Origin of the sequence: Oscillibacter sp. MSJ-31, from assembly GCF_018918025.1 — a bacterium.
Classification (GTDB): domain Bacteria; phylum Bacillota; class Clostridia; order Oscillospirales; family Oscillospiraceae; genus Hominicoprocola.
Window position 1 is genome coordinate 42,819 of sequence record NZ_JAHLPT010000012.1, and the last position, 19,585, is coordinate 62,403.

Here is a 19,585-nt window from a genome sequence, read left to right on the forward strand (position 1 = left end):
GAAGCGGTTATAATAAGGAAGCCCGCCGACCCGCGGGCGCAGAGAAAACAACGCGAAAGAAAAGGAACACCCTATGCTCACCTTTACTCCTGTCACGCAGCGGGACATTGCCCGCCTGCGCCGCTACTATAAAAGCTGCGAATACCAGCTCTGCGAATACTCTGCCCTCGTCAAGCTCATGTGGCGCAGCCACCTGCACCCCTCGTGGGCGGAGGGCGCGGGCTGCCTGATCGTCCGCAATTTCATCGACGGTCAGTATTGCTTCGACTACCCCGTTCCCGGCCCCGACGGCGACGAGGACGCGGCGCTCACGCTCATCGAGGACGACTGCCGCGAGCGGGATATTCCCCTCGTCCTCTCCGTCGTCCCGCAGGACAAGGCGGAGCGCCTTGCCGCGCGCTACCCCTACTTCCGCTTTTCCTCCCCGCGCGTCTGGCGCGACTATATCTACGCCGCCGAGGATCTGCGCGACTTTGCCGGACGCCGCTACTCCGGACAGCGCAACCACATCAACAAGTTCCGCAAGCTCTATCCCGACGCCGCCTTCCGCCCGCTCGGGAAGAGCGACCTGCCGCTCATCACGCAGTTCTTCCGCGACTACGAGGCCGTCTTCACCAAGGCGTCCGACTCGGCGAAAAACGAGCTGCGCTGCGCCGAGAAAATGCTCCGCATGACCGGCAGCCCGCACTTCCTCGTCGGTGGCATGGAGCTGGACGGCAGACTCCTCTCCGTCGCCATGGCGGAGCGCTGCGGCGACACGCTGCAAATTCATATCGAAAAAGCCCTCTACGGCTATGAGGGCGTCTATCCCGCCACCGTGCAGGCGTTCGCGCAGGAATTTGCCGTGGACGGTGTGCGCTGGCTCAACCGCGAGGACGACGCCGGCGACAAGGGCCTGCGCACCTCGAAGCTCCAGTACCTGCCCGACCACCTCGGCGCGAAGCTGCGCTTCGACGTGCTCAACGAGTTGGTCAACATCACCGAAATTCCGACCCTCACCACCGCCCGTCTGACGCTCGACGCGCTCACCGATGCGGACAAAACCGCCTACGCCGCCCTCTGCCTCGACGACGACCGCAACCGCTGGTGGGGCTACGACTTCCGCAAGGACTACGACGGCACGCCCTACGAGGACTACTTTCTCGCCGTCGCGCGGGAGGACTACGCCCGCTCCCGCGCCGTGAACTTCGCCGTCCGGCTCGACGGCGCGCTCATCGGCGAGGTCGTCCTCTACCGCTTCGATTCCTGCGGCGGCGCGGAGCTCGGCTGCCGTGTCTCGCCAGGCTTCGCGGGCCACGGCTACGGCATGGAGGCGTTCGCCGCCGTCGCCGACTGGGCGCTCTACCGGCTCCACCTCGCCCACGTCGTCGCCAAATGCTATAAGGAAAACGACGCCTCCTACAGGATGCTCTCCTCCTGTATGCACCGCGCCGGCGAGGATGAGACCTTCTTCTATTTTGATAAAGAGGTCTGAACCGCGTATGAAAAGACCGCCTCTGCACACAATAGTGCAGAGGCGATTTTTTGTGTCCACATAAAAGATCGCGGCATCTGCGGCACGCCGACAGGCGGCAGCCGCGCCGTATGCAGGCTCTCCATCCGCCGCCGACGGAGAGCAGCGCAAGGCAGAGCGGCAGAATGGAGATCTTCACGATGGGAACCAATTCCGAATTTTGCTCCGATGAGCGCGTGGGCTACACCCTGCTCAAATCCTTCCTCGCGGGCGACGTCAACGCCAACCGCTGCTACGCCGGCCTCTCGCCCGAGGAGCAGCAGCGTCTCGTCTCCGGCGCCAAGAGCCTGCGCACCCCCGACGAGGTCGCCAGCTACGTCTGGGACTATCTTGACATGCAAGGACGGTAAGCCGCCATGGAGCGCCTGACGGGACACTTTGAACAGGATGTCCGCACGCTCGACGCCCTGCTCGGCGTCGAGCGCTGCTTCGACATGATCGCCCGCGACCTCGTCGCGGGCGGCCGCCGCTGCCGTCTGTATGTCGTGGACGGCTACGGCGACGACGCGGTGCTCGAGCGCATGATCGGCTTCTGGCTCGCCCTGCCCTCCACCGCCGACGCCGCCGACGCGCAGACCTTCATCGACCGCTATGTGACCTTCAGCGAGGTCAACGCCGAAGCAGATCTCCGGCAGACGGCCACCGCCGTGTTCCTCGGCAAAACGCTGCTCCTCGCCGAGGGCTACGGCGAATGTATCCTCATCGACGCGAAGAGCTACCCCTCCCGCGGCGTGGAGGAGCCGTCCTCGGGCAAGGTGCTGCGCGGCGCGCACGACGGCTTCATCGAAACGCTCGTGCAGAACGCGGCGCTCCTGCGCCGCCGCATCCGCACGCCGCAGCTGACGCTCGAGGGCCACAAAATTTCCGAGAAATCCCGCGCCGACGTCGTCCTCTGCTATCTCGAGGACAAGGTGGACCGCGCGCTCCTCGCGCGCGTCCGCGCGAAGCTCGCCGCCATCGACGCGGACTCCATCTCCATGTCGCAGGAATCCATCGCGGAATCCATGATGGACCAGAGGCAATGGTTCAACCCTTTTCCACGCGTTCGCTATACTGAGCGCCCCGACGCCGCCACCGCGAGCATCATGGAGGGCAGCATCATCGTCCTCGTGGACAACTCCCCCGCCGCCATGATCCTGCCCACCCGCTTCTTTGATTTCGTGCAGGAGGCGAACGACTTCTATTTCCCGCCGCTCGTCGGCTCATACCTCCGCATCCTGCGCGTGGTCGTCTTTCTGCTCACGCTCTTCATCACGCCCGTGTGGTATCTGCTCGTGCAGGACCCTGATCTTCCCAACAGCACGCTGAGCTTCCTCGCCGTCACGAGCGAGTACGAGGTCCCCCTCCTCGCCCAGCTTCTCCTGACCGAGTTCATCGTCGACCTCCTCAAGCTCGCCTCGCTCAACACCCCCAGCGTCTTTTCCAACTCGTTTTCCATGATCGGTGCGCTCGTGCTCGGCGACTTCGCCGTGCAGGCGCATTGGCTCGTGCCGGAGGTGCTGGCTTACATGGCGTTCGTTGCCATCGCGAACTTCGCCCAGCCGAGCTACGAGCTCGGCTACGCCTTCAAGCTTCTGCGCCTCGTGCTGCTCGTCAGCTCCGCTGCCTTCGGCTGGGTCGGACTCGCCCTCGGCACGCTGCTCATTATTGTCCTGCTCGTCACCACCAGGCCCATCGCCGGCGGACATTATATGTATCCCATTTATCCCTTCAACTGGCATGCGCTCCGCGCCCTGCTCGTCCGCCGCCCCATCGCCCCCGACAACACCTGAATGTATTGCTCAAACGTATCGCTCAAAAAGCCGCCCTCCAGGGCGCTACCGATAAAGAACATTTCTTCTTCGGTGGGAACAGCATGGTATGAAAGTATCATGCTGTTCCTTTTTTGCTGTATTCGGGCGAAAAATCAATTTTGCCAATGAAGGTATAATGTACATCAATGCGCTGGATGCGATGCCCGCTGGATTTGTCCGGCGCATAGACCACCACTTTTTCTACCAGCTCGCGCAGCATGGCGGGGGTCAGCTTTTCAGGCTGTGTATACTTGCGCACCAGCTTTAGAAAGTGCTGCAAATTCACGACCTTGGAATCGATGCTCTCCACTTTTGCGGTCAGCGTCGGAATACTCTCGCGCAGGGCGGCCTGTTCCTGCTCATAGGCTTCGGACAGCTTCTTGAAACGATCGTCCGTCAGCTTGCCGCTGATATTGTCCTCGTAGAGCCGCTGGATAATGGTGTCCAATTCGTCCGCTCGACGCATATTCTTCTCCAAAAGGCGCTTTGCTTGTTCCAGCTCCTCAGTCTGTGCAGCGTTCAGATTGCGTGTGACAAGCCGTACAAACTCGCTCTCGTCCTCCTGCACATAGGCGATAACACGCTGGATATTTTGAAGCACAAGCTGCTCCAGCACCACCGCACGGATATAGTGCGCACTGCAATTTTTCCGCGTCCGATACGCAGAGCAAGTATAAGATTCCTGCTCATACGACCAAGAGCCGCTCCGACAATGATATAGCTTTGAGCCGCAGTCGGCGCAGTAAGCAAGGCCGGAGAACATACCCATTTCGCCCATCTTGGTCGGCCGACGGCGTTGGGAGCGTATTTTCTGAACTGAGTTCCATAGCTCCACATCAATGATGGCCTCATGGGTGTTTTCAAATGTTACCCACTTTTCGGGCGGGGTGTTTACCATCTTTTTGCTCTTATACGATATTCTGCTGGTCTTGAAATTGGATGTGCGGCCCAAATAGGCGTCCTGCTCCAAAATGCCCGCAACTGTATCGGAGGTCCACCGGCAGGGATCGTCTGGGTGATAATATCTTGTCTGACCGGTACGCTGAAATACAACTGTGCTTGGCGTAGGGATCTCTCGTTCCTTGAGCATACGGGCGATCTTGCCGGGGCCGTTTCCCTCGGCGCAGAGCTGAAAGATCAATCGCACATTCGGCGCGGTTTCCTCGTCTGCTCGCAGGCTGCCATCCTCGTTGCGGAGGTAGCCATACGGAGATCGGGTAGAAATGCGCTGGCCGGACATTCCCTTGTTGCGAAAAACAGCGCGTATCTTCTTGCTGGTGTCTTTCGCATACCACTCGTTGATGATGTTCCGAAAAGGCGTGAAATCATTATCGTCGCGCTCGCTGTCAACGCCGTCATTGACAGCGATGAAGCGTACACCCTTCTCGGGAAAGCGTATTTCCGTGTACATCCCGACTTCAAGATAGTTGCGGCCAAACCGCGACATATCCTTGACAACGACCATGCTCACAAGACCATCCTCAATGTCATCCAGCATTTCTTGAAAGCCGGGACGGTTGAAGTTTGTTCCCGAAAAACCGTCGTCCTTGTATATCTTGAAGTTGTCGATGCCATGCTCCTTGGCGTACTTTGTCAATATCTCGATTTGATGGGAAATGCTGTTGCTGTCGCCCTCGTTGTCGTCGTCACGGGAAAGCCGAGCATAGAGTGCCGCCCACTTTTCGCGGATAAGACGGTCAAGGGCTGTGATTTTTTCTTGCTGCCTGTTCATTTGAAGCCTCCAATCCGGCAGCTACCGTGTGACCTAACTGACACTTATATTGTACTATATCTGAAAAAAAGCGTCAAATTTTCGCACGATCACTTTTTTGTTTCTTTGTCAAGTAAACGCTTGATTTTTTCAGTCGCGGTAGCTCCCTCGGAAGCGTAAAAGCCATTTACTATGTAGGTCGTATTGCCGACCTTGCAGGTAGTCTCCATGCACGGGGCAGGTTTGGTTTCACTCATTGTAAAAGCACCTCCTGATCGTTTGGCGAAATGCGTCCCACGGTGGAACGCAAATTATGACAAAATCTGCGCCCTCATGCAGACGCAGACTTCATATCTCACTTGGTATCCAAAGGCAATTCGGGCGGCAGCTGGCAAAGCTGCTCCATAGGTGTAAAGTGCCTCCCCCCATTCTTATAGCGGGGCGTCCCGCGCTGTGACGCACGGCCAACGCAAGTATCATCATATCCGTCTGTGTGTTCTCGCCCGCAGCCCTTGCCAAGGGCAGCTCACGGCGCCGGTGTTTACCGCTCTGCTCTGAACGGAGCATCTTCGCGCACCCGCCGTCCGGCTCGACACAAACGGAATGTACCCGATCTCCCTATTCACTTGTCATACGGCATATTGCCGCAGGCTGATCGTCAGCCTGTAAAAGCGCACCTTCGTTATTAAAGATGCGCTTTAGCAGTAGGACGATCTATTCGGTCGTTTCGGTCAGCAGCTCCGGCGGTATACTCTCCAAATCAAATTTGAAGATGATGGAGAACATGAGCTTTGACTCGATGCGCTCACTAATATCCTTGTCGATGAATACATAGAGGTTGCCGTATTCATCTGTCACCCTGCGCTTGGAGAAGTGCGCTATGTAGCGTTCATAGTGCTGCAAGATGGCGTACATCGCTTCTGTGTCGCCGTGCTTTGCCCTTACGATCTCGTCGTATCTGATCCTTTTATGCTTCATCGTTCAGATCCTCCATGATCTCCTTCAGCCGTTGCAGCGCCGCGATCCGGCGTCTAAAGACGGCGCTTTCCGTCTGCTTCATTCGTTTGCCGATCTCCGCGTCTGTTTCTCCGTGGAAGTAATACAGCAGCAGTACATCGCGCTTGTGCGGCGTCAAATACTGCAAGGCGTGCGCAATGGCAGGCTCATCGACGCTGATCTTCAGGTTGCCAACGAGAAACACAAGAGAGAAAAGATGGTATTCGTCGGTGCAGGACAGCGCATCCTGATCTTGTCGGGGCAGCATGGACATTTCAATTTCGTGCTCGGATTTTTCAGCGAGATCCCGCAACGCATCGGCGCTTTCGTTGCGAATGACCGTTCGGCAAAATGCGTCAAAGGCTCGCTCTTTATAGTCGTGCAGTTCTTTTGTGGTCATAGGTTGTCCTCCTTTCCTTGCCCTTATATGAAATACGGAAAAAGGGGTGCCTAACTTGAAAAAAACTCCACAATATGCCAAAACTTCCCATAAAGATATTTTTCTCGCTATTATTCGACAAAGAAGGCAGCGAAATGTGTCTCACCGTGAGATTTATTTCGACTGGTTTCGCATCGGCATAAGCAAGAAAGGCGGGGCGGCAAATGCCGCCTCGCCTTTCTTTATGAGGGTATATTTACTTGTTGTACGCTCTGTACATGAAGGTGACGATCTGACTGCGGGTGCAGTCGCTGCCGGAGCCGAACTGACCGCCGCCGATGCCATCGGTCACGCCGTTCTTGGCGGCCCATGCCACCGCGTCGGCGTAATAGGCGTTGGTCGCCACATCGCCGAACTCAGCGCTGCCGCTGACCGCGGGGCTGCCCGCCGCGCGGTACAGGAAGGTCACGCTCTGCGCACGGGTGCAGGTGGCGTCGGGGCTGAACTTGCCGTCGCCGGTGCCGCCGGTGATGCCGTTCTCCACGGCCCACGCCACGGCCTGCTCATAGAAGCTGCCGGGCTTCACATCGCCAAAGGCGGTGCCGGTGTTCTTGGGAGCGGGGCTGCCCGCCGCGCGCCACAGGAAAGTGACGATCTGCGCACGGGTGCAGGGATCGTTGGGAGCAAACAGGTCGTTGCCGATGCCGCCGGTGATCTTCTTGGCGACTGCCCAATTGACTGCTTCGGCATAGTAGGCGCTGGCAGGTACATCGATGAAGGTCATCGGCTCATGGCTTTCCTTATCGATCACGATGGCGTAATCGGAAGCGTGGTCAAATGCCCAGCTTGCCTTGCCGCCGCTGATCATACCGGCACTTTGAAATTCCAGCTCGCCGCTCTTGGAATTGTAGAAGTAGAGGTTGGCGTACAAACCGTTGTGCTTCTTGCCGAGGTCAACGGAGAGATTCAGCGACATACCGAAGGGACCGTTGTGGTTAAGCTGAAGCTGAATTGTCGTCGTCTCGCCGGTCAGGGCGTTGATGACCTTGGCGGGAATGGCCTTTGTGCCGGTCTTAACGCCGAGGTCCAGTCTCACGCCGCCCTTCGGAACATCCAGACCGTTGAAGGACCAGACCATGCCGCCGCCCATATCCAGCTCAACGGTAACATCCTTGCCTGCGATTTCCTTGGTGACGCTGGCAGGAAGCTTGGTTTCGCCCTTCATGTCGATGGTGACGGTGGAGCCTTCCTTGGCATTCTTCAGCTCCTTGGCTGCCTTGTCGGAAACAGACGGGGTCGCTGCACTGCCGCCGCTGCTGGAGCCACCGCCGCCACCGCCACCGCCGGAATACTTGGTGAAGGTAGCCGTTGCGATTGCGCTGTCATTCATACCCGCATTGACCGCGATAGCCTTGACCGTCGTGGTGGAGGTCAGGCTGAGAGCGGTCGTGTACTCGGTACTGGTGGTCGTCGGCGTTGTGCCATCTGTGGTGTAGTAAATCTTTGCACCTGCCGTAGTGCAGTAGATGTTGACGCTCTGCGTGCCGGTGAAGCCGCTCGCACCGTTGGGCGTAAAGGTCGGGGTGGCAACGGTCAGCTTCGGGGAGGTCTGCGTGTCGCTGGTCGCTGCGCTGGCCTTTTGAGTGGGAGTCTCTGCGATCCGCACATGGCCGGTGTAGCTGGTGTTTGCGGTACAATCAGCCTTGGTGTTCGTTGCAGAATAGTTCGTGCCATCGAAGCTATATTCACCGCCTGCCACGGTGGGGATGGTCGCCGTAAAGGTCGTGCCGTCGCTGTTGAGCGTAAAGGTGAGAGTGAACGCAGAAGGAGCCGCAGGGCCGTCCGCCTTGACAACAGCGGCAGTAGCAGCGCTGGTGATCTCGCCGGTCTGAACGGTGCTGGACACCTTCACGGTGATGGTCTTGCCGATGTCGTCTGCACGCAGCGTGTATTTGCCGGTGTTGTTGGCCGCAACCTGTGTTGTGCCGTTCTGATACCACTTGTAGTCCAAATTGCCGGTGTTGTTGTCACCGGTCAGCGTGGCGGTCAGCTCCTGGCCATACTTCAAGGTGCCGGTAATGTTCACCGTGCCGATGAGGGCAGCGGCTTCATAGGTTGCCGTCACATTAACGGTAGAAGCAGGCATGGTAAAGGTTGCGGGGTTGCTGGTCTTGCTACTGCCGGTCTTATAGACGCCAGCATCAAGACCGGTCCACTCCTTGAAGTTAAAGCCTGTCTTGGCGTTTGCGGTAATGGTCACTTCCGCGCCTGCGGCCTGATCGCCGGTGGGGGCAGCAGTACCACCCGTGACTGTCACGCCATAAAGCGTCGTGCCGGGATCGGTCAATGTGACCGTCTTGTACTTCGTGTCGCTGGCGGTGTGGTTGCTGTCCGCTTTATAGCGCACATAATAGGTGCCTGCGGTCAAACTGGTCGCATTGCCGGTGCAGTCCGTCCAAGTGCTATCGGTAGGTTTCTTGTACTGCATAACATTGGTGGTGCCGGTGATCTGGCCATCGTTGCCGCCAGGAGTAGTGGGATTCACCGGCGTCAGAGTTTCGGTAGGAGTACCCCATTCAACTTGGGCGATGTTGATTGCGCCGGTGCCTACCCGCGCTTCGGCAACCGCATTATAATTGTTATTCTCGACGATCTTGAAATGCACAGTATAGTTGCCCGCATCAGTCGCAGTAGGAATAGTCGTGCTGTAAGCGCCACTATCCAGATTATACTGCATCTCGCCGCCCTTGCTCACACTGCCTTTGGTGATCAGTTTAAGCGGGGAGCCGGTATAGGCAAGGCCGGTCTTGGCAGTAGGCTCGGTATAAACGGGATCGGCTTTGTCAATCTTAAAGTCCTCGGTGAAGCTGCCCGTGTAGCTGCCCTTGCCGGCAACGGTCACAACATAGGTGCCTGCACCGACGGGCTTGCCGTCGCTGTTGAGTGTGCCGTTGAAGCCAGACTTGACCTCATAGGAAACCGTATAATCGGTGTCACGGGTAAGGCCGCCGCCGAAGGCCGGCTCCTGCGCGGACTCATTGTACTTCTTGCCGGTCAGATCGGTCACGGGGACAAGCGTATCCGTGATAGGAGTAGCCGGGGCTGTCACGGTGAACTTCACATCGAAGCTCTGCTCGGTGACGCCGGTGCCGCTGACCTTAACGGTAGCGGTATAAATACCGGCAGAAAGCCCGGTATTGGGCTGCACGGTGAAGGTATCCGTACCGCTGGCTGCAATATCCGTGATGCTGCTCGGGCTCACCGTGAAGCTGCCGGCATTAGTACCCTCCAGCGCGATGGTCAGCGCGCCGGTACCCACCGTGCCGTTGTTGGTGATGGTAACGGTCTGCGCTGTCGGAGCGGTAGTGTAGCTCGCTTCCAAGCTGCCAAAGTCCACGGTGCCGGTCGTATCGAGGCTGATGTTAGTCGTGGGCGTGGGCGCGGCGGTGTAGCTCACCGTGAACTTCTCGCTCAGATACCATGCGCCATTCAGCTTTTCGGCGACATAGTAATCGCCGGGTTCAACCTGACTGGAACTGTGACCTGATGTCGCCGCAGAGCGGTACTCATACGGCGGGGATGTGGAGGAAGTTCCCGGGTTAAAGCTATGATAGCTGTCATCCTCGGCCTTCACCAAATTGAAATACTCATCTCCACTCGTCTTTACCTTCGTTTTGAAAGTGAGTGTTCCGTCGGTGCCGGTCGTGCCGGTGGGCGTGAAGGTCGGCGCTCCGACAAAGGGATTGTGCTTCGCTGTCACGGTGACAGCGTTGGCGGGAACGTTGAAGGAATTGTTCTCCGCGGTCGGGTCGGTGAACGTCACTTGTTCAGAAGTCCACTTCTGGAAGGGAATTTTCTCACCGCTTTTACCTTTCATTTCACTGGGCGTGATGTTCACCGTGTCGTTCTTAAGGAACATTCCGCTGCCGCTTGCATTGGGGACGCCGGGACCGGTGAGCGTGCCGTTTTCGACCGTCACCGTATAGGGCGTGCCGAAGCGGTAGGAGGCGTAGCAGTTAGTCTCATCCTCATTGATTGCGTAGTCTGTGCCGCTGAGGCTCGTTCCTTTTTTGTAGACGGCACCGCCGGAGTTCACGGAATTGCTGGCCTCTTTTTTCCACTTGACCTCCATATTGCCAACCTTGGTCAAGGTTGCAGTTCCCATAGGATAAACACCGAAGCTGTATCCACTATTCTCATCCTTACCGGCGTTTGTCACATCGATCTTAATCGTGCCGTTGGTGTCGATGGTCACATCTTTATCTGCACGCAGACCGTTGCAGTTATCACCGCCTGTCGTATTGTCCGGCGTAGCGCAGGTGATGTCCACGGAGGCATCTCCGGAGATGGTGATGTTTTCCTTTGCGAAAATGCCGTAGGCTTCCGCATAGTTGATAACGTTATTGTTGTTGGTTGCGCTGATGATCACTTTGGCATCGCCCATGATTGTCACATTGCCGGTTTGATAGCTGCCAGCTAAACCGGCCTCGATGCCGATTGCGCGTTTGTTGTTGCCGCTTAATGTGTTGGTAATTGAGAGCTCGCCGCTGCTATCCGAAGTAATGGTTATATTGCCGCCCATATCACTGCTGACAGAGCCGGTGACGGTGTTGTTACCAAGCAGTTTAATGGTGATGTTCGCTGTGGTGGCTCCGCCTGCTACGATGCTCCCGCCGTTGTAATTTTGCAGCGTCAGGATGCCGGTATCCGGATCATACGCGGCGTTGAAATCTGTTGATGTGCCGCTGAAGCTGGCGTCAGAATCGCCGTTTTTATAATACAGTTTCCCCGGCTTGCCAAAATACTTGCCGCCGTCAACTAAAACTGCCTCGGCAGCGGGGTGACTTTCTGTCGCCAGCGCCGTGGTGGGGAGCAGCGAGAGCAGCATCACCAGGCTGAGTAGGATGCTCAGGATTTTGCTTTTTGTTCGTTGCATACGGTTAAATTTGCTGACGGTGATACCCATTTCTCTTGCAAGGGCTTCATCTGTGTTCAGTCTTTCGCCCACCTCGCCCTTCTTTTTGCGGCCGGCCTTCTGCTTCATGCCCTCCATCTTCATCTTCAATGCACGGGAGAGGTCATAGGTGCTGATCTTATCACGGTGCAGATTGCTGTCTGCGACGAGAATCTTCGCGTCGGCGTCGTCAATGCGCTGGATGATCGTCGGAATCGGGTAGTTCAGCTCTGTGCCGATCAGGTGACGGCGCTGGCCGGAAAGGATCTCAAGACCGCCGCCCTCCCTCGGACGCGCCAGCACGGGATCTTTGATACCGGCCTGCTCCACAGCCTTGCGCAGCTCCTTGAAGTTCTCACTGTTCTTGTCTACGGAAAAATTGTTGAATTTGGAGCGCTCCAAATAAGCAGGGTGCAGGGTGATGAAGTAACTCTCGCCCTCCTTGGGAACGGGAAGCTCCTTCAAGTCCTTTTCGCTCGGCGGTGTCAGCCGCGCTTCAAATACCTGCGTAATGGCTGTGCCGGTAGGACCGATGGCGGCAGGACCGGAGGGAGCCTTTGCCGCAGCCTTGGCGGGCGTGGCCTGCTTGTCCTCGGTCTTGGCAGGCTCGCTCTTGGCGGGCGTCGCAGGCGCGGGCTTTTCAGTCTCTTTGCCCTTGTCGGGGGCAGTGGGCGCGGCGGGCACGGCCTGCTTGTCCTCTGCCTTGACAGGCTCGGCCTTGGTGGGCGTCGCAGGCGTGGGCTTTTCAGCGTCTTTGTCCTTGTTGGGGGCAGCGTGTACGGCAGGAGCAGTCTGCTTGTCGTCTGTCTTGACAGGCTCGGCCTTGGCGGGTATCGCAGGCGTGGGCTTTTCAGCGCCCTTGCCCTTGTCGGGGGCAGTGGGCGCGGCAGGCACGGTCTGCTTGTCCTCCGTCTTGGCAGGCTCGACCTTGGCGGGCGTCGCAGGCGTGGGCTTTTCAGCTCCCTTGCCCTTGTCGGGGGCAGTGGGCGCGGCAGGCACGGTCTGCGTATCCTCCGTCTTGGCAGGCTCGCTCTTGGCGGGCACCGCAGGCGTGGGCTTTTCAGCGTCCTTGCCCTTGTCGGGGGCAGTGGGCGCGGCAGGCACGGTCTGCTTGTCCTCCGTCTTGGCAGGCTCGGCCTTGGCAGATGCCGCAGGCGTGGGCTTTTCAGCGTCCTTGTCCTTGTTGGGGGCAGCATGTGCGGTGGGCGCAGCCTGCTTGCTCTCCGGCTTGACAGGCTCGGCCTTGGCGGGCGTCGCAGGCGTGGGCTTTTCAGCGTCCTTGCCCTTGTTGGGGGCAGTTGCCGCGGCGGGCGCGGACTGCTTGTCCTCCGTCTTGGCAGGCTCGCTCTTGGCAGATGCCGCAGGCGTGGGCTTTTCAGCGTCCTTGCCCTTGTCGGGGGCAGTATGTGCGGCAGGCGTGTCCTGCTTGCCCTCCGGCTTTGACAGAGCTGCTGCCTTACCGGGGATCGCCGCCATCGGGTTGATCGCCTGCGCCTTGTGGTAGTCCAATGCCTCTTGCAGCGTCATTTCGTACACAAGCGCCGGAATGGTTGCTTTCTTTGCAAGCTCGCTCGCCTTGCGGCGCCGCTGACCTGCCAAAAGCTGATACCTTCCGTCCTCGGTGCGTCGGACGATGATCGGCTCACGGACACCGATCGACTGGATGCTGCTCACAAGGCCGCCCAATTCCTTTGGGGTATAGACGCGGGTGCTTGTGCTGCCGGGGAGATCGCTTATCTCCGCAAGCGGGATCTGCTGCGGAGCGGGCGATGCGTTGCCGGGGGAAGAGTTTTTGCTGATTTCATTTGCCATGCTTTCATACCTCCTGATTTTGATTTATGCTAAAAATGTGTCCCACCGTGGAACACATTTCTAACCGCTGTCATGCCGCACGGCGGCAGAATAATAAGGACCCATCGTCAGCGGCGCATTGTAGAGCGTCGTGAGCAGGTAAGCCCTTATGTTTCGGATTTTTGTTGTTGTTTGCCGCAGACCTTCGATCACATACTCGATGTGTGCCATATCGAGCTGTCGGTATCGCTCCTTCACTGCGCCTGCCGGAAGAATATCTCCGCCGACTCGAATGGTCGCCGCGGTGCTGCAAAGAATGTCAACGATCAGCTCCAGCAGGCAATCCACATCATCATACGGATAGCGTTTTTGCAGGGAAATGTAGTCAATTTGCTCCATGACCTCTTTTCGGCACTCGTATCGTTCCATCTCCGCCTCACGCGAAGCGATGGATGGATCAGGATAACTAAACTCAGGCTTATTTCTATTAGGATAATTAGCATCGGCTTTTCCGAGGTCTACACATCGGGTTTGTCGAGGTCTTGACATCGACTTTTCCGAGGTCTGGAAATCGGAAAAATCGAGGTCTGCACCTCTGCCGGTGTCGGGATATTGTGGGGATGGCTCGGTGGTGTCTGCTGGAAGCTCCCGCGTTGTGAAGCGCTTGACATATATTTTTGTGGGCTTACCTTGTCCCTGCTTGATTCGTTCGATCAGGCCGACGCCCTTCTTCGTGTCCAGCTCGGCAAGCAGCTTGAGCGCCTTGTCGTTGCCGCAGCCCATATCTGATCGGATCTCGTCTGCGGTGTAGTAGATGTAGACGCGGCTCTGCTCATCGTACCAGCCGTTCTTTGCAGACAGGCTCATGCGGTCAAGCAGCATACCATAGAGCAGCTTCGCGTCTGTCGATAGCCCCTTGAAGCGCGGGCTCGTAATCAGCAGACGAGGGATGCGAAAATAACTGAATTGCTCGGATTCATCGCCATAAAAATAGTCCGTTATAAGGGCTTCCTGTGCCATTTTTTCACCTCCTGCGGGCATGAAAAAAGCACGATTTGAATTTCGTGTCAAATCGTGCCTTTTTCTGTCTGTTTAATTTTGTCAGTTGCGGTCGCTTTTTCGGTAACTACCTCTAAATTCTTTGCTTTCTGTCTTGGTTTTTATCGGTAGTTCCCTCCCGGGCGGCTTTTCTTTTGTCCGATCTCTCCTATTCGCCGCTCTCCCCGCGCTGCCTCCTCCGTCTCCGCGCCAGAGCTCCGAACCAAAAACCAGCGGCGGAGATGATCGTTCCCTTCAGCAGCAGACTCGGCTGCGGCAGCCGCAGCACGCTGAAGGAGAGCATATTAGCCAACGTGAAGGTCGCATACTCCGCAAGCATATACATCGCGCCAAATGCAAGCGGCAGCAGCCAGCCTTGTCTTCCGCCGTATCCGCCCCGGCCAATGAGCAGTGAAATGACAAAGGCGGCGACCGGCAGCACGAGCCACAAAAATACGATGCCGTAGCCCATGGCGTCGTCCGGCCCGGTGAGCATCCAGAAAAAGAGCACGGAAACGGCCCAGATGCCCAGATATACGCACAGAAGGATCATCAGAGATTGCTCTCTCCGGCTCCGCACGGTGTTGGTGCTCTCCTCCAGATAATCCAGATAATCTGACATCGGTGCTTCCTCCTTTAACAATGCATCCAGACTGACCGCGTACAGGTCACTCAGCCGCACCACGCTTACAATGTCCGGATAGTTCTTTTCATTCTCCCAGTTTGATATGCTCTGGCGGCTCACGCCCAGCGCCTCCGCCGTCTGCTCCTGCGTGAGCCCAGCCGCTATGCGCGCCTGCCTGAGCTTGGCTCCGATCTCCATAGGCATCCCGTCCTTTCTGCCTTCATCATAGGGAAATGAGCGGGCTTTGTCCATCAAAAATATTTGACAACGGTCGGTTTTCCCAAAAACTTTTTCAAACCCTCTTGACAAATCGTTCCCGATGTATTATTGTACTAATCACCTAATACAATCATACATCAAGAAAAGGAGGAACCGTATGGAGTGGCAATTCCGCAATGACAGCCCCATCTACACCCAGCTCACGCAGCGCCTGACGCAGGCCATCGTCGCGGGCGAGTTCCGACCCGGCGAGCGTCTGCCCTCGGTGCGCGAGCTCGCGGTGGAGGCGGGCGTCAATCCCAACACGGTGCAGCGCGCGCTCGCCGACCTCGAACGCGACGGGCTGGTCTTTTCCCAGCGCACCGCGGGCCGCTTCGTGACGGGAGATGTTTCCATGATCGAAAACGCGAAGCTCCGTCTGGCGGATCAATGTGTGGAGAATTTTCTCTCCGAAATGGCAAAGCTCGGCTGCGGCAGAGACGAGGTCATCGCCCTGCTGCAAGGCCGAAAGGAGGAAGAACCATGAATATTTTAGAATGTAAGGCGCTCACCAAGCGCTACAGCGGCAAATCCGCCCTCGAGGGCGTGGAGCTTTCCATCGAGCCGGGCCGCATCGTCGGTCTGCTCGGCCCGAACGGCAGCGGCAAAACGACCCTCATCAAGCTCGCCAACGGCCTGCTCACCCCCACGAGCGGCGAAATTCTGATCGACGGCAAAGCCCCCTCGCCGGAGACGAAGGCCATCGTCTCCTATCTCCCCGACCGCAACGCCCTGCCCGACTGGATGACCGTCGCGCAGACCGTCGACTACTATGCCGACTTCTACGCCGACTTCCGCCGCGACGCGGCGCAGGAGATGATCCAGCGCCTCGGCCTCGACGTCTCCCAGCGCGTCAAAACGCTCTCCAAGGGCACGCGCGAAAAGCTCCAGCTCATCCTCGTCATGTCCCGCGCGGCGAAGCTGTATCTGCTCGACGAGCCGATCGGCGGCGTCGACCCCGCCACCCGCGACTACATTCTCCGCACCATCATCGGCAACTACAACGAGGATGCCTCCGTCGTCATCTCCACCCACCTCATCGCGGATGTCGAGCAGGTGCTCGACGAGGTGATCTTCCTGCAAAACGGCCGCGTCGAGCGGCACACCACCGTCGACGCCATCCGCGGCGAAACCGGCAAAAGCGTCGACGAGCTTTTCCGGGAGGTGTTCAAATGCTGACCAAACTCATCCGGCACGAATTTCGTGCCACAAGCCGCATCATGTGGCCCATCTTCGCGGGGATGCTCGCGCTGACGCTCGCCATGCGCGCCTCGCAGAACGTGCTGCAAAATGAATCTCCCTGGCTGCTCAACCTGCTGGCGGTCCTCGTCACCATCGGCTTCGTCTTCGGTATCATGGCGCTGTGCTTCGCGCCGCTGGTGCTCTCCGCCGTGCGTTTCCGCGACCATCTCCTCAAGGACGAGGGCTACCTCACCCTGACGCTGCCGGTGAATATGCACCAGCTCCTTGCCTCCAAGCTGATCGTCTCGGCGGTCTGGTACGCCGCGGCGTTCCTCGCCGTCGTGCTGCTGTGCATGATCGGCGCGTTCGATTTCAGTGATTGGCGGGTGGTCCCGCAGTTCGCAGCCGACTTCCTCCGCGCCTTCCGCAAGTTGGACGGCGCTCTGCAGGGGCAGGCGCTGCTCTTCGCGTTGGAGCTCTTCCTCTTCTGCGTCCTCGGCGTCACCGCCGTTTCCCTCATCGTCTACGCGGCGTACGCCGTCGGCTTCAGCTTCAATAAGCACAAGAGCGCCCTCACCGCCGTGTCCGTCCTCGTGTTCTTCCAGCTCGTGCAGTTCGCGGCCATCGCGGTTCTGGCAAATCTCTTCTGCGACGGCTTCACCGCGTGGTCGAGCCTCACCGGCGTGCAGGCAGGCAATGCCATCTTTGCCGTCGCCCTCGTCTGCGAGCTGATCGTCTGCGTCATTTTCTACCTCGTCACCTATTTCTTCCTCACGAGGAAGCTGAATCTGGAGTGACCCATGAAAAAATTTCTTGTCCTCATTCTGACGCTTGCGGTGGGCCTTGCCCTCCTGCGGCGAAAAAAGTAAACAACCACCTCATCTGAAAAAGCAGCCGGAGAGCGAAAAAAGCTTTTTCGGCCGCTTTTTGCGCACAAAATCAAGAAAGATTTAAGAAAAAGCACAGAAAAAACACAAGCTCCGCCTGCTATCATGGCGGCAGAAATATCGGAAAGGAGTTTTCCCCATGTTCCTTCTTGAAGTCAGCGGTCTCTCCAAGACCTACACCACCCGCTTCGGCGGCGCGAAGGTCGAGGCGCTCAAAAGCGTCACCTTCTCCGTCGAGAGCGGCGAGTACGTCGCCGTCATGGGCGAGAGCGGCAGCGGCAAAACCACGCTTCTGAACCTCCTCGCGGCGCTCGACCGTCCCACCGGCGGCACGGTCCTCCTCGGCGGGCAGAACCTCGCCGAGATCCCCGAGGAGCGCGCGGCGGCCTTCCGCCGTGACCACCTCGGCTTCGTCTTTCAGGACTTCAGCCTTCTCGACACCTTCTCTCTGGAGGACAACATTCTCCTCCCCCTCGTCCTGCAGGGCAAGAGCCGCGGCGAGATGAAGTCCCGCCTTGTCCCGCTCGCCGACCGGCTCGGCATTTCCGACCTGCTCAAAAAGTACCCCTACGAGGTCTCCGGCGGCCAGAAGCAGCGCGCCGCCGTGGCCCGCGCGCTCATCACGCGCCCGCAGGTGCTCTTTGCCGACGAGCCGACCGGTGCGCTCGACTCCGGCTCCACCGAGGAGCTGCTCCGTCTCTTCGGCACGGTCAACGGCGCGGGGCAGACCATCGTCATGGTCACGCACTCCGTCCGCGCGGCCAGCTGTGCGGGCCGTGTCCTCTTCCTGCGCGACGGCGCCGTCGCACAGGAGCTCACGCGCGGCACGGACACGGAGACCGCCTTCTACCGCCGCATCGCCGACGCGCTCACCGCGTCCCAGACGGGGGGCGGCGCGGCATGAATGCGTTCTTCTACCCCCGTCTGGCGCTCAGCGGGATGCGCCGCGACCGGCGCATTTACGCCCCCTACCTCGCCGCCTGCGTCTTTATGACGGCGGTGGTCTACGACCTCGCCTTCCTCGCCGACAGCCCCGCGCTCTACGCCGTCGGCAGCGGCGTAAACGGCATGGGCACCTCGGCGATCCGCCTCGTGATGACCCTCGGCAAGTGGGTCATGGCGGTGTTTGCCCTCCTCTTCTTTTTCTACACGAACGCCTTCCTCATCCGCCGCCGCAAGAAGGAGCTCGGCCTCATGAGCGTCCTCGGCATGGACCGCGGCGCGCTCACCTCGCTTCTTTTCTGGGAGACTGCCTTCTCCGCGCTCGTCTCCCTCACCGCGGGACTCGCCCTCGGCGTGCTGCTCACGCAGCTCTCCGCCCGCGTGCTCTCGCATTTCGCCCGCACGGAGCTGCCCGCTCTGCCGCTGCTGGATCTTGGCGCGGTGCGCTTCTGCGTCCTGACCGATGCGTTTATCTTCTTTCTTCTCCTCCTGAACGCATGGCGGCAGGTGCGCCGCGCCTCCGCGGTCAGCCTTCTCCGCAGCGACAGCCTCGGCGAGCGTCCGCCGAGATCCCAATGGCTTCTCGTCCTTCCCGGCCTGGGGCTTCTCGGCGGAGCCTACTACCTCGCCGTCACCATCACCGAGCCGATCACCGCGATGCTCGTTTTCTTCGTGGCGGTCGTCATGGTCATCCTTGCGACATTCCTTCTCTTCATCGCGGGCAGCGTTACCCTCTGCCGCACGCTCCAAGGCAATGACCGGTTCTATTACCAGAAGAAAAACTTCGTCGCGCTCTCCTCGCTCGTCTATCGTATGAAGCGCTCCGGCGCGGGACTTGCCGTCATCTGTATCCTCTCGACCATGATCCTCGTCATGCTCGGCTCCACCGCGGGGCTCTACTTCGGCGCGGAGGACGTCGTCCGCACTCTCTCCGCCGAGATGAGCCGTGAGATTGCCGCCGAGGCGCGCGCGGAGTTCTACGCCACCTACGGCAGCCTCTTCTTCCTCGCCCTCGTCCTCAGCACGGTGTTCCTCCTCGCCTCCGTCCTGATGCTCTACTACAAGCAGCTCTCCGAGGGCTACGAGGACGCCGCCCGCTTCGCCGTCATGCAGCGCGTCGGCATGACAAAGCGCGACATCCGCACAAGTGTCAACGCCCAGCTGCGCATGGTGTTCCTCCTGCCGCTGCTTGCCGCCTTCGTCCATCTCGTCTTTGCCCAGCCGATGATCTGGCGCATTCTGCGGCTCTTCGGACTTCAGAACCTTCCGCTCGTGCTCGGCGTCACGGCGTGCGCCTGCGCCGTGTTCACCGTGCTCTACTGCGCCGCCTGCCGCCTGACCTCCAACGCCTACTGCCGCATCGTGGGCGAAGGGGTCTGAGGCCGCGTCGCCGGAAAATTTGAACAATTCCGTAACAAATCGCCGTTCCGCTTGTTTTTGCTTCGCGCCGTGATATAATAACGTGGAACAACCCCATTTTGTTGCACGGCTTCGTGCAAAAGGAAAGGAAAAATTT

15 protein-coding genes are annotated in these 19,585 nt (G+C 58.7%); 8 read left to right on the forward strand and 7 right to left on the reverse strand.

What is annotated here, in order from left to right; genetic code table 11:
- Positions 1 to 73 precede the first annotated feature (73 nt).
- The 3 genes from KQI17_RS09180 (at position 74) to KQI17_RS09190 (ending at position 3,285) form a co-directional block, all read left to right on the forward strand.
- Positions 74 to 1,474 (forward strand): GNAT family N-acetyltransferase, encoded by a 1,401-nt coding sequence (locus tag KQI17_RS09180; RefSeq protein ID WP_216495856.1) that lies wholly within the window; start codon positions 74 to 76, stop codon positions 1,472 to 1,474.
- Positions 1,475 to 1,584: 110 nt separating this feature from the next.
- Positions 1,585 to 1,863, forward strand: a complete 279-nt coding sequence (locus KQI17_RS09185; RefSeq protein ID WP_216495857.1) for a hypothetical protein — start codon at positions 1,585 to 1,587, stop codon at positions 1,861 to 1,863.
- A gap of 6 nt (positions 1,864 to 1,869) precedes the next feature.
- Positions 1,870 to 3,285, forward strand: a complete 1,416-nt coding sequence (locus KQI17_RS09190; RefSeq protein WP_216495858.1) for a spore germination protein — start codon at positions 1,870 to 1,872, stop codon at positions 3,283 to 3,285.
- A gap of 97 nt (positions 3,286 to 3,382) precedes the next feature.
- Here the strand turns inward: KQI17_RS09190 and KQI17_RS09195 are convergent, their stop codons facing one another.
- The 7 genes from KQI17_RS09195 to KQI17_RS09225 all read right to left on the reverse strand — a co-directional run bounded on the left by KQI17_RS09195 (position 3,383) and on the right by KQI17_RS09225 (position 14,998).
- Entirely contained in the window at positions 3,383 to 5,038 is a 1,656-nt protein-coding gene (locus KQI17_RS09195; RefSeq protein WP_216495859.1) for a recombinase family protein, read from the reverse strand.
- A gap of 89 nt (positions 5,039 to 5,127) precedes the next feature.
- Complete coding sequence (locus KQI17_RS09200; RefSeq protein ID WP_216495860.1) at positions 5,128 to 5,274, reverse strand: transposon-encoded TnpW family protein; 147 nt, start codon at positions 5,272 to 5,274, stop codon at positions 5,128 to 5,130.
- Positions 5,275 to 5,731: 457 nt separating this feature from the next.
- Complete coding sequence (locus KQI17_RS09205) at positions 5,732 to 5,995, reverse strand: helix-turn-helix domain-containing protein (RefSeq protein ID WP_216495861.1); 264 nt, start codon at positions 5,993 to 5,995, stop codon at positions 5,732 to 5,734.
- On the reverse strand, positions 5,985 to 6,413 hold the full coding sequence (locus tag KQI17_RS09210; protein ID WP_216495862.1) for an RNA polymerase sigma factor: 429 nt from the start codon (positions 6,411 to 6,413) through the stop codon (positions 5,985 to 5,987). The genes KQI17_RS09205 and KQI17_RS09210 overlap by 11 nt, the downstream gene beginning before the upstream one ends.
- A gap of 235 nt (positions 6,414 to 6,648) precedes the next feature.
- Positions 6,649 to 13,158: an S-layer homology domain-containing protein gene (locus KQI17_RS09215; RefSeq protein WP_216495863.1), complete on the reverse strand. Its 6,510-nt coding sequence runs from the start codon at positions 13,156 to 13,158 to the stop codon at positions 6,649 to 6,651.
- A gap of 60 nt (positions 13,159 to 13,218) precedes the next feature.
- A complete protein-coding gene (locus KQI17_RS09220) occupies positions 13,219 to 14,157 on the reverse strand; it encodes a DUF6017 domain-containing protein (RefSeq protein WP_216495864.1) in 939 nt (312 codons plus the stop codon).
- A 187-nt stretch (positions 14,158 to 14,344) separates the two neighbouring features.
- A complete protein-coding gene (locus KQI17_RS09225; RefSeq protein WP_216495865.1) occupies positions 14,345 to 14,998 on the reverse strand; it encodes a helix-turn-helix domain-containing protein in 654 nt (217 codons plus the stop codon).
- A 178-nt stretch (positions 14,999 to 15,176) separates the two neighbouring features.
- Between KQI17_RS09225 and KQI17_RS09230 the strand changes: the two genes are divergently transcribed.
- The 5 genes from KQI17_RS09230 to KQI17_RS09250 all read left to right on the forward strand — a co-directional run bounded on the left by KQI17_RS09230 (position 15,177) and on the right by KQI17_RS09250 (position 19,449).
- Positions 15,177 to 15,545, forward strand: coding sequence for a GntR family transcriptional regulator (locus KQI17_RS09230; protein ID WP_022017943.1), 369 nt, complete (start codon positions 15,177 to 15,179; stop codon positions 15,543 to 15,545).
- Positions 15,542 to 16,237: an ABC transporter ATP-binding protein gene (locus tag KQI17_RS09235; RefSeq protein WP_216495866.1), complete on the forward strand. Its 696-nt coding sequence runs from the start codon at positions 15,542 to 15,544 to the stop codon at positions 16,235 to 16,237. Before KQI17_RS09230 ends, KQI17_RS09235 begins: the two co-directional genes overlap by 4 nt.
- On the forward strand, positions 16,231 to 17,037 hold the full coding sequence (locus KQI17_RS09240; protein ID WP_216495867.1) for a hypothetical protein: 807 nt from the start codon (positions 16,231 to 16,233) through the stop codon (positions 17,035 to 17,037). Before KQI17_RS09235 ends, KQI17_RS09240 begins: the two co-directional genes overlap by 7 nt.
- A gap of 229 nt (positions 17,038 to 17,266) precedes the next feature.
- Entirely contained in the window at positions 17,267 to 18,031 is a 765-nt protein-coding gene (locus tag KQI17_RS09245) for an ABC transporter ATP-binding protein (protein ID WP_216495868.1), read from the forward strand.
- A complete protein-coding gene (locus KQI17_RS09250) occupies positions 18,028 to 19,449 on the forward strand; it encodes an ABC transporter permease (RefSeq protein WP_216495869.1) in 1,422 nt (473 codons plus the stop codon). The genes KQI17_RS09245 and KQI17_RS09250 overlap by 4 nt, the downstream gene beginning before the upstream one ends.
- Positions 19,450 to 19,585 lie beyond the last annotated feature (136 nt).

Excerpts from the sequence above, each read along its gene's own strand:
- KQI17_RS09180 (WP_216495856.1), top strand. The coding sequence starts at position 74 with ATGCTCACCTTTACTCCTGTCACGCAGCGGGACATTGCCCGCCTGCGC.
- KQI17_RS09185 (WP_216495857.1), top strand. The coding sequence starts at position 1,585 with ATGCAGGCTCTCCATCCGCCGCCGACGGAGAGCAGCGCAAGGCAGAGC.
- KQI17_RS09190 (WP_216495858.1), top strand. The coding sequence starts at position 1,870 with ATGGAGCGCCTGACGGGACACTTTGAACAGGATGTCCGCACGCTCGAC.
- KQI17_RS09195 (WP_216495859.1), bottom strand. The coding sequence starts at position 5,038 with ATGAACAGGCAGCAAGAAAAAATCACAGCCCTTGACCGTCTTATCCGC.
- KQI17_RS09200 (WP_216495860.1), bottom strand. The coding sequence starts at position 5,274 with ATGAGTGAAACCAAACCTGCCCCGTGCATGGAGACTACCTGCAAGGTC.
- KQI17_RS09205 (WP_216495861.1), bottom strand. The coding sequence starts at position 5,995 with ATGAAGCATAAAAGGATCAGATACGACGAGATCGTAAGGGCAAAGCAC.
- KQI17_RS09210 (WP_216495862.1), bottom strand. The coding sequence starts at position 6,413 with ATGACCACAAAAGAACTGCACGACTATAAAGAGCGAGCCTTTGACGCA.
- KQI17_RS09215 (WP_216495863.1), bottom strand. The coding sequence starts at position 13,158 with ATGGCAAATGAAATCAGCAAAAACTCTTCCCCCGGCAACGCATCGCCC.
- KQI17_RS09220 (WP_216495864.1), bottom strand. The coding sequence starts at position 14,157 with ATGGCACAGGAAGCCCTTATAACGGACTATTTTTATGGCGATGAATCC.
- KQI17_RS09225 (WP_216495865.1), bottom strand. The coding sequence starts at position 14,998 with ATGGAGATCGGAGCCAAGCTCAGGCAGGCGCGCATAGCGGCTGGGCTC.
- KQI17_RS09230 (WP_022017943.1), top strand. The coding sequence starts at position 15,177 with ATGGAGTGGCAATTCCGCAATGACAGCCCCATCTACACCCAGCTCACG.
- KQI17_RS09235 (WP_216495866.1), top strand. The coding sequence starts at position 15,542 with ATGAATATTTTAGAATGTAAGGCGCTCACCAAGCGCTACAGCGGCAAA.
- KQI17_RS09240 (WP_216495867.1), top strand. The coding sequence starts at position 16,231 with ATGCTGACCAAACTCATCCGGCACGAATTTCGTGCCACAAGCCGCATC.
- KQI17_RS09245 (WP_216495868.1), top strand. The coding sequence starts at position 17,267 with ATGTTCCTTCTTGAAGTCAGCGGTCTCTCCAAGACCTACACCACCCGC.
- KQI17_RS09250 (WP_216495869.1), top strand. The coding sequence starts at position 18,028 with ATGAATGCGTTCTTCTACCCCCGTCTGGCGCTCAGCGGGATGCGCCGC.